The sequence below is a fragment of the Novosphingobium sp. ES2-1 genome, from assembly GCF_015169775.1.
In the GTDB taxonomy this organism is placed as follows: Bacteria; Pseudomonadota; Alphaproteobacteria; order Sphingomonadales; family Sphingomonadaceae; genus Novosphingobium; species Novosphingobium subterraneum.
On the sequence record NZ_CP063448.1, the window covers coordinates 23,865 to 38,647 of the forward strand.

Genomic DNA, 14,783 nt, shown 5'->3' on the forward strand with positions numbered 1-14,783 from the left:
AGTATGACCGAGTCGCATCATGACCATGCGAAATGCGCCCATTCCGGATCGAAGGCTCCAGGAACGGTGATTGACCCCGTCTGCGGAATGAGCGTCGATTCTGCGACGACCACGCATGTAGCGACCCATGACGGCGTCCATCACTACTTTTGCAGCGCTGCCTGTCTAACCAAGTTCAAGGCCGACCCATCACGCTATATGAGCGATGCGCCGCGACCGGCAGAGCCGGTGCCAGACGGCGCGATCTGGACCTGTCCGATGCATCCGGAGGTCCAGCAGTCCGGGCCGGGAAGCTGCCCGATCTGCGGCATGGCCTTGGAACCGATGACGCCGACGCTCAACGATGGGCCGTCGCCCGAATATGCCGACATGAAGCGGCGCTTTGTAATCGGCCTCATCCTCGCTTTGCCGGTGGTTGCGCTCGAAATGGGCGGGCATCTGACCGGACTGCGCCATTATCTGGATGGAAACATCGCCAACCTGATCCAGATGGTTCTGGCGACGCCGGTGGTCCTGTGGGCGGGCTGGCCATTTTTCGAACGCGGCTGGGCCTCGGTGAAAAGCCGCCACCTCAACATGTTCACCCTGATTGCGATGGGAACGGGCGTTGCCTGGATCTACAGCATCGCGGCGGCGCTCGCGCCCGGTATGTTCCCGCCCGCGTTTCGCGCAATGGACGGCTCAGTCGCGGTCTATTTCGAGGCGGCTGCGGTCATTACCGTGCTGGTCTTGCTTGGCCAACTGCTTGAACTGCGTGCCCGGGAAACAACCAGCGGTGCGATTCGCGCATTGCTCGACCTTTCGCCCAAGCTCGCCCGCCGGGTTCGTCCTGATGGTAGTGACGAGGAGATCACACTCGACCACGTTCTGGTCGGCGACACGCTCCGCGTTCGCCCAGGCGAGAAGGTTCCGGTTGATGGCGTGGTGCTGGAGGGCCGCGGCACGGTCGATGAATCGATGGTGACTGGCGAGTCCATGCCGGTGACCAAGGAGGCTGCGTCGAAGCTGATCGGTGGCACGATCAACCAGACCGGCGGCCTCGTAATGCGCGCCGAGAAGATCGGGCGCGACACCATGCTGGCGCGCATCGTCCAGATGGTAGCAGAAGCCCAGCGCAGTCGTGCGCCGATCCAGCGGCTTGCCGACACCGTGTCGGGCTGGTTCGTGCCGGCGGTGATCGCTGTCGCGGCGATCGCGTTCGTCGTCTGGTCCCTGGTCGGCCCAACGCCGGCAATGGGCTATGGCCTGATTGCAGCGGTGGCCGTGCTGATCATCGCCTGCCCCTGTGCGCTTGGCCTCGCGACCCCGATGTCGATCATGGTGGGGGTCGGACGCGGCGCGCAGGCCGGTATCCTTATCAAGAACGCCGAGGCGCTCGAACGCATGGAGAAGGTCGATACGCTTGTCGTCGACAAGACCGGCACGCTCACCGAAGGCAAGCCCGCGGTGGTTGCGATCGAGACGGCCGAAGGGTTCGACAGCCAAGAGGTTCTGCGCCTTGCCGCGAGCCTCGAACGCAGCAGCGAGCATCCGCTGGCCCTGGCGATTGTCAGGGATGCAGAAGCCAAGGGGCTCGCAATCAGCGAACCGGGCGACGTCGATCAGCCAGTCGGCAAGGGTATCACCGGCATCGTCGATGGACATCGGCTTATTGCTGGAAATGCCGGCTTTCTTGAGGAACAAGGGGTCTCGACTGCCGAACTGGCGCAACGTGCTGCCGTCCTGCGCGCTGACGGGGCGACCGCAATTTTCCTTGGCATAGATGGTAAGGTTGCGGGTGCCATCGGCATTGCCGATCAGGTTAAGCAGACTACGCCTGCCGCGCTCAAGGCGCTGGCCGAAGCGGGGATCCATGTCATCATGTTGACCGGAGACAATCGCGTCACGGCAGAGGCCATCGCGCGGCGGCTTGGCATCGACGACGTCGAAGCCGATGTGTTGCCAGACCAGAAGAGCGCGATCGTCAAGCGCTTGAGGGACAAAGGCAGAATCGTGGCGATGGCAGGCGACGGTGTGAACGACGCCCCTGCGCTTGCCGCTGCCGATGTCGGCATCGCCATGGGCACCGGGACAGACGTTGCGATTGAAAGCGCAGGCATCACACTGCTCAAGGGCGATTTGACTGGAATTGCGCGTGCCCGGCACCTCAGTCATGCAACCATGACCAACATCCGGCAGAACCTGTTCTTCGCCTTTGCCTACAACGTCGCTGGTATCCCGGTGGCTGCGGGCGCGCTCTACCCGCTGTTCGGCATCATGCTTTCACCGATCATCGCAGCGGCGGCGATGGCGCTTTCCTCGGTCAGCGTCATCGGCAATTCGCTGCGTCTCAGGAGGATTGCGCTATGAACCTTTCCAGCAGGCGCGCGTGGCTGCTGGCCGCGGCTTCGGCCGCGCTGATCGCCGCTTTCCTGCTCTATCCGGAACACCGGCAGCACTTCTTCGGGCTGATCCCCTACGCATTCCTGTTCGCCTGCCCGCTCCTGCACTTCTTCCATGGCGGCCACCACCATGGACGCCACCCGAAGTTCGGCGAACGGCAGCCATGAACATCGGACAGGCCTCGAAGACCACTGGCGTGTCGGAGCGGATGATCCGGCACTATGAGCGCGTAGGGCTGATGCCGCCCCCTGACCGACGCGACAATGGTTATAGGGATTATTCGCCGCAATCGGTCGAGCGTCTGCGCTTCATCGCGAACGCCCGCGATCTTGGGTTCTCGCTGGAGGAAATCGCCACTCTCCTCGGCCTGTGGGACGACCGCGAGCGGACGAGCAGTGAGGTGAAGACCGTTGCCCTGGCACATGCCGAAGATCTTGGTCGCAAGGCGGCGGCGCTTGAAGCCATGCGCTGCGCTTTGCTGGAACTTGCCGAAGGGTGCAGCGGCGACAACAGACCCGATTGTCCGATATTAAGTGGACTGGCAGAGCGGCGGGCTCGATAATCAGACACTTTGGCAGATCGCCAGCATAAGCGATAAGCCGTCATCGCCAATACCGCTTTGTTTCGATCCATTCGTCATGGGCATCAGCGGCTGCTTCCAGTTTAGCTTCCTAAGTGTCTTTAGAGAGCAGCGTTACTGCACCGGGATCGTTTACAACGCCTAATACCAACCTGCATTGATCATGACCCACGCGCCCATTTTCTTCGGCCGATGGTCATGATGCGCCACGGCTGGTCGACGAGCTTGTTCCACGCCTCGCAGCAGTGATCGACGATGTCGTCGTGGGATGTGAACCCACATTCCCCAAGTAAATCGCTGATTTTGCTGTCAGGATCTCAATATTTCCGATATAAATCATGGTGTTGATGGCCGTGAGGGGCGCGTTTGATGGATCACCCAGAGGGTGCGGGTTCGAAGCGGGCAGATCGGGTCGAGTTCGACCGCCGGGTGCATGTGGAGTTCCGAGGTGCGCAGCTCAGTTCCGACGGCGGCCTGCTGGTGATGCGCGAGCTGGATGACGCGCTCGGGCTGTCCGATCTGGCGGCAAAAGCATTGCGCGACACCCGGCGCGGCAAGAACACGGTCCACCGGCTTGACGGGTTGTTCCGGCAATCGGTGTTCGGGCGACTGGCCGGATACGAGGATGTGAACGACGCCGACCGCCTGGCCCTCGATCCGGTGATGCGCCAGGTCGTGGGTGGAAGGGCTGTCGATGCGCAAGCGGCCTCGGCCTCGCAGATGGGACGGTTCGAGACCGAGACACTGGCACAGCCCGAGAACCGTGCCGCGCTGGCCGACCTGAATGGCCAATGGATCGACCGGTTCCATGACCGTAACGGGCTGAAGTACATCGTTCTGGACATGGACAGTTCGGTCAGCCCCACCCATGGCGATCAGGAGGGCGCGGCCTGGAACGGGCATTTCGACTGCACCTGCTATCACCCGAACTTTTTGTTCAACCAGTTCGGCATGCTGGAGCGCTGCGCCTTGCGCCATGGCAACGTCCACAGCGCCGATGGCTGGCGGGACGTTCTCGACCCCGTCATCGCCCGCTACGCGGAGCGCGACCTTTGCGGCCGGTTCTTCCGGGCTGACGCCGCCTACGCGATCCCCGCGATCTATGAGCGGCTGGAAGAAGCCCGATTCTTCTACGCCATCCGGCTGCCTGCGAACAACGTCCTGCGCGAGAAGATCGCGCATCGGCTGACGCGCCCTGTCGGGCGACCTTCGCTGACCAAGGTCAAGCGCTTCTACGAAGACTTCGAGTATCAGGCGGCATCCTGGGACAAGGAACGCCGGGTGATCGCCAAGATCGAATGGCATCCGGGCGAACTGTTCCCGCGTGTCGGCTTCATCGTCACCAACCTGCCGATGGAGCCCGACTGGGTGGTGCGGTTCTATAACCAGCGCGGCACCGCCGAGCAGCACATCAAGGAAGGTAAATATGCCTTCCACTGGACGCGGCTGTCATGCCGGAAGTTCCGCGACAATGAGGTGCGACTGCAACTGCATGCGCTGGCCTACAACCTGGCCATCTTCTTGCGCTGCATCGAGTTGCCCGAGACGATGGCCGACTGGTCGTTGACCAGCCTGCAACTGAAGCTGATCAAGATCGGGGCACGTGTCGTCCGCCATGCCCGCGCCATCACCTTCCAGCTGGCCGAGGTGGCCGTCACCGGTCCGATGGTCCGCGCCATCCTCGCCGCCATCCGCCGATTGCGAGCGCCTCCGCTATGCGCATGACCGCCATCCACGCCCAAACTGAACGAAAACGGCAGGATGGGTCTGTCCGCTGCGCTGAAAAACACCGCCACCAGGGCACAACACGGCGGCTTCGCGGGCCGATCTGCCCTGTCTCAGCGCCTTGCGCGCCCGACGACGCCGCTCGGGACGGAAAATGATTGTCCTGCGGTCGGATTCAGGCTAAACTCACGTCAGACGGCATGCCACTTGGGGAATGTATGCTAAGTGGAGCACCACTAGGGAGCGTAGCGTAAATGGCCGTTCGCCTGGGCCCGCCGAGTCAGCTCGGTGAAACTTCCACGTGGAAGTCGCCAATGTGCCACGGCGTCATTGCTGCCTTTTTGCTCGCCCGATCCCCATCGTGGAAGTCGCTGCGGAGGCCGACGCCATGGTGACGGTGTTCGGCATTCTGAATCTCACCGAGGACTCCTTCTTCGATGAGAGCCGGCGGCTAGACCCCGCCGGCGCTGTCACCGCGGCGATCGAAATGCTGCGAGTCGGAGCAGACGTCGTGGATGTCGGACCGGCCGCCAGCCATCCGGACGCGAGGCCTGTATCGCCGGCCGATGAGATCAGACGTATTGCGCCGCTCTTAGACGCCCTGTCCGATCAGATGCACCGTGTTTCAATCGACAGCTTCCAACCGGAAACCCAGCGCTATGCGCTCAAGCGCGGCGTGGGCTACCTGAACGATATCCAAGGATTTCCTGACCCTGCGCTCTATCCCGATATTGCTGAGGCGGACTGCAGGCTGGTGGTTATGCACTCAGCGCAGCGGGATGGCATCGCCACCCGCACCGGTCACCTTCGACCCGAAGACGCGCTCGACGAGATTGTGCGGTTCTTCGAGGCGCGGGTTTCCGCCTTGCGACGGAGCGGGGTCGCTGCCGACCGGCTCATCCTCGATCCGGGGATGGGATTTTTCTTGAGCCCCGCACCGGAAACATCGCTGCACGTGCTGTCGAACCTTCAAAAGCTGAAGTCGGCGTTGGGGCTTCCGCTATTGGTCTCGGTGTCGCGGAAATCCTTCTTGGGCGCCACCGTTGGCCTTCCTGTAAAGGATCTGGGTCCAGCGAGCCTTGCGGCGGAACTTCACGCGATCGGCAATGGCGCTGACTACGTCCGCACCCACGCGCCTGGAGATCTGCGAAGCGCAATCACCATCTCGGAAACCCTCGCGAAATTTCGCAGTCGCGACGCCAGAGACCGAGGGTTAGATCATGCCTAGCATTCACCTTCCGGCCGCCCGCTAGCGGACCCTGGTCAGGTTCCGCGAAGGTGGGCGCAGACATGCTGGGCTCGTCAGGATCAAACTGCACTATGAGGCGGCGGTTCATACCGCGCCAGGGGAGCGAATGGACAGCGAGGAGCCTCCGAACGTTCGGGTCGCCTGCTCGGGTGATATCGACTTAAGCATCAACATAGGTCGCTCCGACGCTCCTTTTCTTTTCCATCCGGGTTACATCGGCCAGTAGTGCCATGCCAACACCCCGGCGATGCACAGCCCGACAAGAGCAATGACGATCTCCAGCGGCCGGCTACCCGGCTCCTTGCCCCCGCATCGGGGGCAGCGCCGGGCCGTGACATGGATCGGCCCATGCTTGCAGTAGCGACAACGCACCATGCTCATGGTGCATCACCGCTCTAGCTCTTGGTCGCGGGAGTCTCGCTCCTGCGCGCGGGCGGCCCGGATGCGTTCTAGGGCGGCCTCCGCTGCCGGCGAAAGCTGCGCGACCTGGTGCCCGCCCTGCTGGCGATGAACAATGGTCGCGTCCAGCTCGGCGGCGGCTGACTGCGCCTGTGACCAGCCCGCGCCCGGATCGGCCGCCGCCTGCTCGGCTTCGCCTTCAACCTCGATATCGGCCGCGTCCAGCTCGGCCGCCTCGATCTCGCCTTGCTGGGCCTCCCAGCCTTGCTTGTCCTCGATGCTGGCCGCATCGCCGCCGCCGGCCAGCTCCGGGGCGCTCGCCTCGCGCTCCTGTAACGGTTGCCGTTCCGGCCGCTCTAGCGGCGTGTAGACCCGGCTCGGGTCGGTGACGTCGCGGACCTCGACAACCTCGACCCGCTCGGCCGTCGCCTCGCGCTGCGCCCGGCTCGCGGCGGATCGCTCGCGCGATCCTCGCTCAAAGGCCGCCAGCCTGTCCGTTTCGTCAGGGTTCCAGCCCGTGGGGCTGTTTTCCGGGGTGGCCCACCCGCTGTTTTCTTTGGTGTCGTTCATCGGTCTTTCCTCCTATCGGTGGTGGTCAATCCAGCTCTTGCCCTCTGTCGCGGTCCCGCTGCTTCTCGCGGTTCCGTGCATTCCGTATCCGTTCCAGCGCCGCGGCTTCCTCCTGTGTCATAGTGGCGGCCGGCGCGGCATTGCTGCGCTGTTTGGCCGCCCATTCCCGCAAGGCCGCCGTGCCGGCCTTCTCGATCTCGCTGACGTGGTGCGTCAGCGGCTTGCCGGCGCGGTCCAGTTCTTCGGCCTTGTCCAGTCGGCCGGCTGCTGCCACGGCCCCCGCCTCGTCGCCGGCCTGCTGCGCTGCCGCCAGCTCGTCGCGTAGCTTGTCGAGATACCCGGCCGGCTGCTGCCGTTCGGCCGGCGCGACCGGCGCGGCCTGTTGGTCGCCGCGCAAAGCGTCGAACCCGGCCCGGCGGATTGCCTCGCTGTGCAGGTCCAGCCGTTCGCCGGCAGCGGCCAGCCTTTCGGCCTTGTCCAGTCGGCCGGCGGCCATCTTGGCGCGCAACTCGTCGCCGGACTTCTGCGCCTCGGCCAACTCGGCGCGGAGCCGGTCCAGAACCTGACCTTGCCGCCCCGTGGGCTGCTGGGGCGGCTGTGCGCCCGTTTCCGGGCCGCCGACAAGCTCGGCCATGTCGCGGTGCCGGTCGGTCGGAACAAAGCCCTGTGGCCGCTCCTGCGGCCTTTGCGGGCCGTCCCGTAGCGCCTCGATCTGCTCCACCGTCGCGCTGCCGATCGCCGGCACGTCGCGGCGGATACCGGCGCGCTCGAGAACGCGGGTAATGGCCTTCTCGGCACGCTCGCCCAGCTCGGTCAGCTTTTCCCGGCCGCGCTCGATCCAGCGCCGCACGACGCCCTCGCCGTCGAAGCCGCGCGCCTCCGCGAACTGATAGGCCGTCTCGGCAAAATCGAGCGTGCTTTCCTTCGGTCGCTCCCGCGCCAACTGCCCGGCCAGCTTTTCATAGGCCAGCTCGGCGCCGTCGCGCACCCGCCAGCTATTGCGCTCGGCGGTCGTGCCATCGGGCAAGCGCACCGTTTCGGAGCCGACATGCTCAAGGCCGATCCGGTCGCCCAGCTCCGCGCCGGATTCCGCGACGGCGCGGGCAAGGTCCACGCCCCAAATCGTATGCCGCTTGCCGCTGTCGGTTTCGAGCGTAACGAAATAGCTCTCGCTGTTTTCCGGGTTGTTCTCGTAGGGGGCCGCGCCATGCTCGACCAACCGGCCCACGCGACGGTCGGTGAAATCGTCAGCGCCCGCGTAAAGGGTCGCCGCCTCCCGGTGCCGCGTCATGCCGACATAGGCAAGGCTGCGGTCCATTCCGCCGGTCGCCAGCACATAGGCCCGGTCCACGGTCACGCCCTGCGACTTGTGAATGGTCACCGCATAGCCGTGGTCAATGTCCTGTGAAGATGCGGTTGGACAGCCAGTTGTCGCGCATGAACTGCCAGATGTTTTCGACCGGGTTGAGCTCGGGACATTTGGCCGGGAGTGCGACGATGCTGATGTTGTCCGGTACCTCGAGCTTGCCGGTGGTGTGCCATCCTGCCTGATCCGTCAGCACGACCGCATGGGCCCCGGGTGCGACGGCGAGCGATATCTCGGCGAGGTGCAGCGCCATGGTCTCGGTATTGCAGAACGGCAGGACGAGGCCGGCGCCCTTGCCATGTTCCGGACAGATCGCACCGAAGATATAGATCGACTTCGTCCGCTGATCCTTGGGCGCCGAGGGTCGGGTTCCGCGCCTCGCCCAGCGCCGCGTGATCGTGTTCTTCTGACCCACGCGTGCCTCGTCCTGGAACCAGATCTCTATGGGTGTGCCCTTCGGGATGGCGGCCCTGATTTTTGCCAGCTCGGCAGCGAAGCCCCTTTTTTGAACGCCTCCAGGGCATGTTCGTTCTGGGCATGGTGGCGAGGTCGCGCGGTGAGTTTCACGTAGCCCAGTTTCTTCAACTCCCGGCTGACGGTGGTCTCGTCGAGCGAGACGGCAAATTCGTCATGGAGCCACTGGACCAGATCGATCAGGCGCCAGCGCACGACGCCATGGACAGCCGGGATGGGGCCACTCTCGACAATCTCGACCAATGCTTGGCGCTGAGCATCGTTGAGCCGCGAACGGGGGCCGGGTGCCTTGCCATCGAGCAATCCGTCGGGGCCACGGGCATTGAACCGTAGCACCCAGTCCCGCACAATCTGAAGCCCGACACCGCCGATCCGGGCCGCTGCGCTCCGACTGCCGCCATCGTAAATCTCGGCCAAGGCCAGAAGACGACGCGCTTGGCTCGCGTGCTTCGTCGTCCGCGACAATCGGCGTAGTGACGCCCCATCGAAATCGTCCCGCAAGCCAATCGCTGTCCCCATGCCGCCGATCTCCAATGTGCCGGCGGCATTGAGTCAGATTTTCTCGGCCTTGGGAATCCCCCCGTGAGTCAGGCACCACGCAGGTTGGTATAACCGCTCAAGCATCTGCATCGCAGTCGTGAGACCATCGAGCGCGCCAAGCTGATCCTGAAATTCCTCAAAGGCGGCGGCGAACTTCTTGAACTGTCGCCCCTTGCGCTTGCGTTCGAACAGGTTTTTGAAAAGTGCCGCAGCATAGCGCGATTTTTTGTCGTCATTGCTGCTAGGCATTGACGACAAGATTCCACATCGTGTCAGTCAGGCCGGACGATCTCCCAACATCGGCATTTGCATGGTCAAGATGAACTGATGATCAATTGCGAACTTGAATATTTCCCATTTAACGCTGATGCCTTTCAAGAATGAGAAGGCGAACAATCCTAGAATGAGCGGGGAAAAATGCAGGTCAAACTTGCAGTCTTCGTTTGAGACTTAATACAAGAAAGAAGCCAAGCAGCCCCAAAAGAAGCCCCCGCCGTGGCGTACAGCAGCAAATCCCATCACCAAAAGCGAACATAGTGGTCACGCACTTCGCATATAGGCATAGTGGAAACCCGAAGAGGATCGGTGAAAGCATCGGTGCCATTACTCGCACACTCTTTACAAGAACCTCTCCCCCGCATGATCCTCAAACAACTCAGCTGACCGAACATAGCCCAGCAGCACCTCGACCTTCTTGTGCCGCGACACTTCCTGCATCTTGGCGATGGTCGCCCCGGCGCGCGACGCCTCGGTGAGGAACCCTGCCCTGAGCGAATGGCCCCCAACGCTCTCGGGATCGAGCCCCACGACCCCTGCATATCTCTGGATCAGCCGCGCGATCGAGCGGTCCGACATGGGTTTGTTGGTCAGCCGCCCTTGGGGATCGATCTGATAAAACAGTTGACCCGCGCCTCCTCCCCGCACCGCGAGCCATTCCTTGAGCCGTTGCACGGGTTTGAGTGTCTTACCCGAGGGCACCGCGATCACCTGACCCTCCCCCTCCTGGTCGGTCTTGGAGTGGCGCAGGGTCAGTTTCAGACCCTTGTCCACCATTTCCACATCGCGCCACTCGAGCGCGACCAGTTCCGAGCGGCGTAACGCTGCTGCCAGTCCCAGCGCGAGAATCGCCCGGTCGCGGATCGCGCGCGTGCCCTGCCCATCGGCCGCCGCGATCATCGCCGCCAATTCGCGGGCGGTGATCGCCGCCTTGCGCGCGCTCGGCCGCACTCTGGCCTCGCGACGAATGCCAGCGAGCGTATCGGCGATGACCATGCGGTCGTCGCGCAGGACCGGTGCGGAGAGCCCCTCCTGCCGATGCTTCCACCCGATCGCGGCGAGATGGCGCCCAATGGTGGTGTCGGCTTTGCCCGCCAGCGCGAGCGCAGCAAGGTACGTTGCCACCGCCTCAGGCCGAGCCGGCAAGGGGTCGAGCGAACGTTCGTCGCACCAGCCTTCGAACTGGTTCCAGTCACTGGTATAGGCCCGCAGGGTGTTCGCCGCCTTGGCGTGGACGCGATAGCCCCGCGCCGCCGCAATCTCCGCGCCCAACGCTCTCGCGGGTGCAGAGATTAAGGCAGAGGGTGCTGGAGCGATGGTGTTCTTTGCGAGCCTGGCTTCGTCTTCCGCAGCATCCTCGCTTCCGTCCGCCATCTTCCGCCCCCTCGCCCACGCCAAAATCGGCCTTTCCATACCTCCATTTCCACTGTCCGTGAAGAGCCATTATCGGACAGTGAATGGACCGTACAAGCCGAGTATACTTTTTTGGCCAATGGTATATTTTCGGGGCGATGGAGCACGCCCCTCCCCCGTGGCAACTGGCCCTCGCGCGGATCGAGGGGGCGCTGCCGTTCCTGCCCGCCGAGGTCGCCGACGCACTGGCACGGGCCTCGCTGCGCCGACTGTGGCGCGTCCATGTCCGCGACTTTCCTCAAGAAAACCAAGGCCCCGAGCACAATCCGGGGCCTGAAGCGGCCGAACTGACCCGCTCGTGGTATGCGGCCGAACGGCAGGACTTCCTGTCGTGGATCGGCCGGCGCGGCCCCCCTCCCCTCGCCCGCGCCGCGCGGCTCACCCTCGCCGCCAAGGACGCGCGCGAGAGCTTCTCAGGCACATTTGAAGCCGCCGACCGCGCGCTCGAACGACTCGATGCCCTGCTCCCGGCACCCGTGCCCCTGGCAGCCCTGACCGAATGGCTCCACCAGCTGCGTGACCACGAAGTCGACTTCCTCGAGGGCGGCAGCGAGGAGGTGCTGATCGAGGGCCGCGTGTTCCAGCGTTTTGCCGCGCGCGGGAGCGCCTGGGCCGCGTCGCTGGCCGCCGCGATGCGCCCGCAGCTGTTTGCCCTGGGCGCGGCGCCGCTGGCGCTCGCCGGGCTCGCCCCGCGGGCGCTGTTCCGCGCGGATCCCGAACGCCCCCTCCCCGCCCTACTGGCCACCGCGATCGGCGCAGCGGCAAGTGACGTCGCCACGGACCTCACCGCCGTCACGGCTATGGTTGCGCGCGGCGAAGAACGCCTCGCGGGCCTCTACGCTTCGTCGCAGGCGTCGGCGATGTGGCAACTGATTGGCGGGCTGGGTCCCCTCACCCGCGCCGAACTGGCCCGCGCGCTCGGCGTGACCCGCCGCACCGCTTCACAGGCCGCTACCGCGCTCGAGAAAGCCGATCTGGCGACGCTGCGCCCAGGAGACCATGCCTTGGCCCCCAAAGGCGCTCACAGAGGCTCCTGAAGCCTCCTACGGCGCCAACGCGACCTCGCGGTAGGGCACGCCGATCCGCTTGGGCGCGGACGCCCGGCGGCGCAGCAACTGGCGGGCAAAGCGCGCCGCCTCATCCTCGCTCGCGAACGAGACCGCCCTCCCCTGCCCGCGCGATCCGATCCGGCCCCAGGCGAAGTCGACGATTGAGGCTCCGAACAGATCCTGGCTCAGGGCCACGGTATAGCGCCGCGCGATATTGCGTTCACCGCATACCGCCTCAAGCCAGACGAAGCTGCCGTGGGTCAGGTTGTCCATGCGATGGAACATGCCGCAGATGGAATCGCGGGTTCCAACGGGAATTTTGAATCAGTCGAGTCAGACTGATTCACCCAGGCGATTTGTCATCGCTTCGTCCACCAAGAGAAACGAATTCAAGCCCAGTATTGGTCCAAAACCGCCCGCACAGCCTCCTCCGCCTCTTGGCGCGTTGCTCCGCCCTTGCTCAGGAGCGTGAGGCGAATGCCCTTGCGATCAGCGCCCTCGATCCGGAGTACTGGCTTGCCGCTCGCGCCCGCAATGGTTTCCGCCTTTCCTGACTTCTTGGGGGATCCTGACTTCTTGGGGGGGTCAACTGCCAGCGTCAGCGCCTTGATGACATCAATCACTGGCATCGATTTGCCGGTTGCCTGGCGCTCTTCGGCAAGGCGGGCCGCCTCTCGGAACGCACGCTCCCTGCGCTCATCTGGTTTCAGAAGGGCTTTGAGAGCGATGGCGTTGCGGATGCCAAGTTCTTGCGGATCAGCAAATGCTCGGATTAGTTCGTCAGGAAGGCGAGCGAGATCAAGATACCGCGTGAGCCAACTTTCAGAAACCTTCAGCCGCTCAGCCATCGTTTTTTGACGGCCGCCATAATAGGCTGCGAGCGCGCGCAGATAGTCCCTCGCCCTTTCGAGGTCTGTAAGATCGTCACGAGCGCGATTCTCGATGTCGGCGAGCCGGAACGCCTCTTCGTCGCCAATCTCACGAACATCGACGAGGAATTTGAAGTCAGGGTAATTGTGGGACCTCAGCCAGCTGATCGACCAATGCCGCCGCGCGCCGCAGATTACCTCGAAATCATACCCCTCGTCACCGGACAGGCGTCGAACAATCGCGGGAATTTCCTGTCGGCCTTGCGCCTTAATACTCTCAATGAGATCGGAACACCGTTCCTCGGTTAGCAATGCATAATCGCGGTTATGGCCTGCCCACATCCGACATCTGGCGGGATCAACCAGTTCATGGGTTCGATTGACAATCGCCCCTGATGCAAGGTCGGCAAGGCGGTTCGAACGACCGGTAAGCACGTTTGAGGCAATGCTCGATCGACGGGGTGCCGCGCCTGTATCGGTCAGATCGATTCCTGCCGCCAAATCGGCCGCAAAACCGCTGTTTTTCTTACTCATGTGACCCTCCCGTCAGCCGAATTGCACGCGTGCAATTCCCCGATTTCATGCCAACGCCTCTTGGCGCAGCCGCTTGTGATGGCTGGGCCACATCGAACGAATATCGACTTCGATTTCAGCGTTCACGCCATCCAGATAATTCAGGCACCGGTTACGCACGGCCGAGCTGGTGGCAGGCCCATCGAGCTCATAGACCGTCATCAAACGCGCGGTTGCATTGTCGATCTCGGCTGAATCCTTCAGCGGCGTTCTGACCATTGTATGCCCGAAAAGCGTCCGCATGAGCTGGATCAGCTCCTTCTGCATCGATTTATTCTCGTCGACCTTCGACGCAACGAAGCGGAGAAAATTCAGCTCTGGTGCGAGACCGCGATCAGCGAGCTGCTCGATCGTCTCATCCAGCATCGACAGGAATGCTGCGGTCGACGAGAAATCCATAACGGTTGGCGGCACCGGCACCACCAGCGAATTAGCCGCGCGCAACACTGAGAGGGAGATCGCACCAAGCGCCGGTGGAGGATCCATTACGATGACGTCAAACCGATCCGAGATGCTCTCGATGCCCTCCTTCAATCGGTCCAGAAGCGACGCATTGCCTTGAGCCATTCGCGCAGCCAACTCGTACTCGGAGTTGAACAGGCGAAGGTTTGCCGGGATCAATTCCAAGCCATCGAAATGGGTCTTGCGGAGTGCATAATCGAGGGACGATCGTTCGCCTTCGCGAAGGAACGGGTAAAGGGTATCATCCTCGGTAAGGTCAAGATCGGGAACGTAGCCGAAAAGCGTTGTTGCCGATGCCTGGCTGTCGCAGTCCACCAAAGCCACACGGTATCCTCGAATGGCAAGATATTGAGCTAAATGGACAGCCACAGTGGACTTGCCGACGCCGCCCTTGAAGTTCTGGACCGCTACGACGCAGCATGGGTCGCTCGCAGCGCGGTAAGGCCTGGTTCCGAAGACGCCACGCATGTCGTTGAGTTGCGCCAGCGTATATCGCTCGCGCCTGTTGTTGTCTGTCCTGGCAGGCTCGGGAAGCCGACCGTCCTTCTCTGCATCGCGTATCGCAGCTGGGGTTCGTCCTACAAGCTCTGCAGCCTTGCCGATCGTGAAAGTCGGCTCGCGGCGGTCATCCGACCGAGCGCTCCGGGCCGAATCCCGCAATTTTTCGAGCACTGATGAGGTTCGACTGGCTAGCGTCGCGACCGACACCAAGCGCTCCGCTTCCTCAATTTGAAGTCCGTTCGACACATGCCCACCTTTCGCAACTGGGCGTGTGCTACACCCACTTGCGCTTTTGGGTCAAGAAATTCGCAATTTTCGAAAGTGGGAGCATCAAAATGGGGTCAAACTGCCCCCA

At 63.2% G+C, this 14,783-nt stretch carries 13 protein-coding genes, 3 pseudogenes and 1 riboswitch; of the genes and pseudogenes, 7 read left to right on the forward strand and 9 right to left on the reverse strand.

What is annotated here, in order from left to right:
• Positions 1 to 3 precede the first annotated feature (3 nt).
• The 3 genes from IM701_RS19760 to cueR are packed head-to-tail and all read left to right on the forward strand — an operon-like array spanning position 4 to position 2,944.
• On the forward strand, positions 4 to 2,349 hold the full coding sequence (locus IM701_RS19760; protein WP_193829116.1) for a heavy metal translocating P-type ATPase: 2,346 nt from the start codon (positions 4 to 6) through the stop codon (positions 2,347 to 2,349).
• A complete protein-coding gene (locus IM701_RS19765) occupies positions 2,346 to 2,549 on the forward strand; it encodes a DUF2933 domain-containing protein (RefSeq protein WP_066213708.1) in 204 nt (67 codons plus the stop codon). The genes IM701_RS19760 and IM701_RS19765 overlap by 4 nt, the downstream gene beginning before the upstream one ends.
• Entirely contained in the window at positions 2,546 to 2,944 is a 399-nt protein-coding gene (gene cueR, locus IM701_RS19770; RefSeq protein WP_066213712.1) for a Cu(I)-responsive transcriptional regulator, read from the forward strand. Before IM701_RS19765 ends, cueR begins: the two co-directional genes overlap by 4 nt.
• Before the next feature lie 179 nt (positions 2,945 to 3,123).
• On the opposite strand, the pseudogene IM701_RS22010 reads toward cueR, so the two are convergent.
• Positions 3,124 to 3,237 (reverse strand): annotated as a pseudogene (locus IM701_RS22010) (IS630 family transposase); the annotation flags it as partial.
• Between the two features lie 94 nt (positions 3,238 to 3,331).
• Between IM701_RS22010 and IM701_RS19775 the strand changes: the two are divergent.
• The 3 genes and pseudogenes from IM701_RS19775 to sul1 all read left to right on the forward strand — a co-directional run bounded on the left by IM701_RS19775 (position 3,332) and on the right by sul1 (position 5,915).
• On the forward strand, positions 3,332 to 4,687 hold the full coding sequence (locus tag IM701_RS19775) for an IS1380-like element ISKpn23 family transposase (protein WP_003168745.1): 1,356 nt from the start codon (positions 3,332 to 3,334) through the stop codon (positions 4,685 to 4,687).
• Between the two features lie 192 nt (positions 4,688 to 4,879).
• Positions 4,880 to 4,966: riboswitch (ZMP/ZTP riboswitch) on the forward strand.
• A gap of 47 nt (positions 4,967 to 5,013) precedes the next feature.
• A pseudogene (locus IM701_RS19780) lies at positions 5,014 to 5,082 on the forward strand (QacE family quaternary ammonium compound efflux SMR transporter); the annotation flags it as partial.
• Entirely contained in the window at positions 5,076 to 5,915 is an 840-nt protein-coding gene (gene sul1, locus IM701_RS19785) for a sulfonamide-resistant dihydropteroate synthase Sul1 (RefSeq protein ID WP_032072921.1), read from the forward strand. The pseudogene IM701_RS19780 and the gene sul1, both read left to right, overlap by 7 nt.
• A gap of 408 nt (positions 5,916 to 6,323) precedes the next feature.
• Here the strand turns inward: sul1 and IM701_RS19790 are convergent, their stop codons facing one another.
• From IM701_RS19790 to IM701_RS19815, 5 genes and pseudogenes are all read right to left on the reverse strand, one after another.
• Positions 6,324 to 6,905, reverse strand: a complete 582-nt coding sequence (locus IM701_RS19790; protein WP_193829117.1) for a hypothetical protein — start codon at positions 6,903 to 6,905, stop codon at positions 6,324 to 6,326.
• A 25-nt stretch (positions 6,906 to 6,930) separates the two neighbouring features.
• Complete coding sequence (locus tag IM701_RS19795; protein WP_230487968.1) at positions 6,931 to 8,286, reverse strand: hypothetical protein; 1,356 nt, start codon at positions 8,284 to 8,286, stop codon at positions 6,931 to 6,933.
• A gap of 25 nt (positions 8,287 to 8,311) precedes the next feature.
• Positions 8,312 to 9,264: pseudogene (locus IM701_RS22015) on the reverse strand (IS630 family transposase); the annotation flags it as partial.
• Positions 9,265 to 9,297: 33 nt separating this feature from the next.
• On the reverse strand, positions 9,298 to 9,534 hold the full coding sequence (locus IM701_RS19810; protein ID WP_193829119.1) for a CHAD domain-containing protein: 237 nt from the start codon (positions 9,532 to 9,534) through the stop codon (positions 9,298 to 9,300).
• Between the two features lie 369 nt (positions 9,535 to 9,903).
• Positions 9,904 to 10,935 carry a site-specific integrase gene (locus tag IM701_RS19815; RefSeq protein WP_193829120.1) on the reverse strand — a complete coding sequence of 344 codons (1,032 nt, stop codon included), beginning with the start codon at positions 10,933 to 10,935 and terminating at the stop codon, positions 9,904 to 9,906.
• Between the two features lie 83 nt (positions 10,936 to 11,018).
• On the opposite strand from IM701_RS19815, the gene IM701_RS19820 reads away from it, so the two are divergent.
• Positions 11,019 to 12,011 (forward strand): helix-turn-helix domain-containing protein, encoded by a 993-nt coding sequence (locus IM701_RS19820; protein WP_230487969.1) that lies wholly within the window; start codon positions 11,019 to 11,021, stop codon positions 12,009 to 12,011.
• Positions 12,012 to 12,017: 6 nt separating this feature from the next.
• Here IM701_RS19820 and IM701_RS19825 read toward each other — a convergent pair whose 3' ends face one another.
• The 3 genes from IM701_RS19825 to IM701_RS19835 form a co-directional block, all read right to left on the reverse strand.
• Entirely contained in the window at positions 12,018 to 12,308 is a 291-nt protein-coding gene (locus IM701_RS19825; protein WP_230487970.1) for a WGR domain-containing protein, read from the reverse strand.
• A gap of 104 nt (positions 12,309 to 12,412) precedes the next feature.
• Positions 12,413 to 13,426: a ParB/RepB/Spo0J family partition protein gene (locus IM701_RS19830; RefSeq protein ID WP_193829121.1), complete on the reverse strand. Its 1,014-nt coding sequence runs from the start codon at positions 13,424 to 13,426 to the stop codon at positions 12,413 to 12,415.
• Between the two features lie 45 nt (positions 13,427 to 13,471).
• Positions 13,472 to 14,674 carry an AAA family ATPase gene (locus IM701_RS19835; RefSeq protein WP_193829122.1) on the reverse strand — a complete coding sequence of 401 codons (1,203 nt, stop codon included), beginning with the start codon at positions 14,672 to 14,674 and terminating at the stop codon, positions 13,472 to 13,474.
• Between the last annotated feature and the right edge of the window lie 109 nt (positions 14,675 to 14,783).

Bases quoted from the DNA above. Each gene is read 5' to 3' on its own strand.
- IM701_RS19760 (WP_193829116.1), top strand. From the start codon at position 4: ATGACCGAGTCGCATCATGACCATGCGAAATGCGCCCATTCCGGATCG.
- IM701_RS19790 (WP_193829117.1), bottom strand. From the start codon at position 6,905: ATGAACGACACCAAAGAAAACAGCGGGTGGGCCACCCCGGAAAACAGC.
- IM701_RS19775 (WP_003168745.1), top strand. From the start codon at position 3,332: ATGGATCACCCAGAGGGTGCGGGTTCGAAGCGGGCAGATCGGGTCGAG.
- IM701_RS19820 (WP_230487969.1), top strand. From the start codon at position 11,019: ATGGACCGTACAAGCCGAGTATACTTTTTTGGCCAATGGTATATTTTC.
- IM701_RS19830 (WP_193829121.1), bottom strand. From the start codon at position 13,426: ATGAGTAAGAAAAACAGCGGTTTTGCGGCCGATTTGGCGGCAGGAATC.
- sul1 (WP_032072921.1), top strand. From the start codon at position 5,076: ATGGTGACGGTGTTCGGCATTCTGAATCTCACCGAGGACTCCTTCTTC.
- cueR (WP_066213712.1), top strand. From the start codon at position 2,546: ATGAACATCGGACAGGCCTCGAAGACCACTGGCGTGTCGGAGCGGATG.
- IM701_RS19825 (WP_230487970.1), bottom strand. From the start codon at position 12,308: ATGTTCCATCGCATGGACAACCTGACCCACGGCAGCTTCGTCTGGCTT.
- IM701_RS19765 (WP_066213708.1), top strand. From the start codon at position 2,346: ATGAACCTTTCCAGCAGGCGCGCGTGGCTGCTGGCCGCGGCTTCGGCC.
- IM701_RS19815 (WP_193829120.1), bottom strand. From the start codon at position 10,935: ATGGCGGACGGAAGCGAGGATGCTGCGGAAGACGAAGCCAGGCTCGCA.
- IM701_RS19810 (WP_193829119.1), bottom strand. From the start codon at position 9,534: ATGCCTAGCAGCAATGACGACAAAAAATCGCGCTATGCTGCGGCACTT.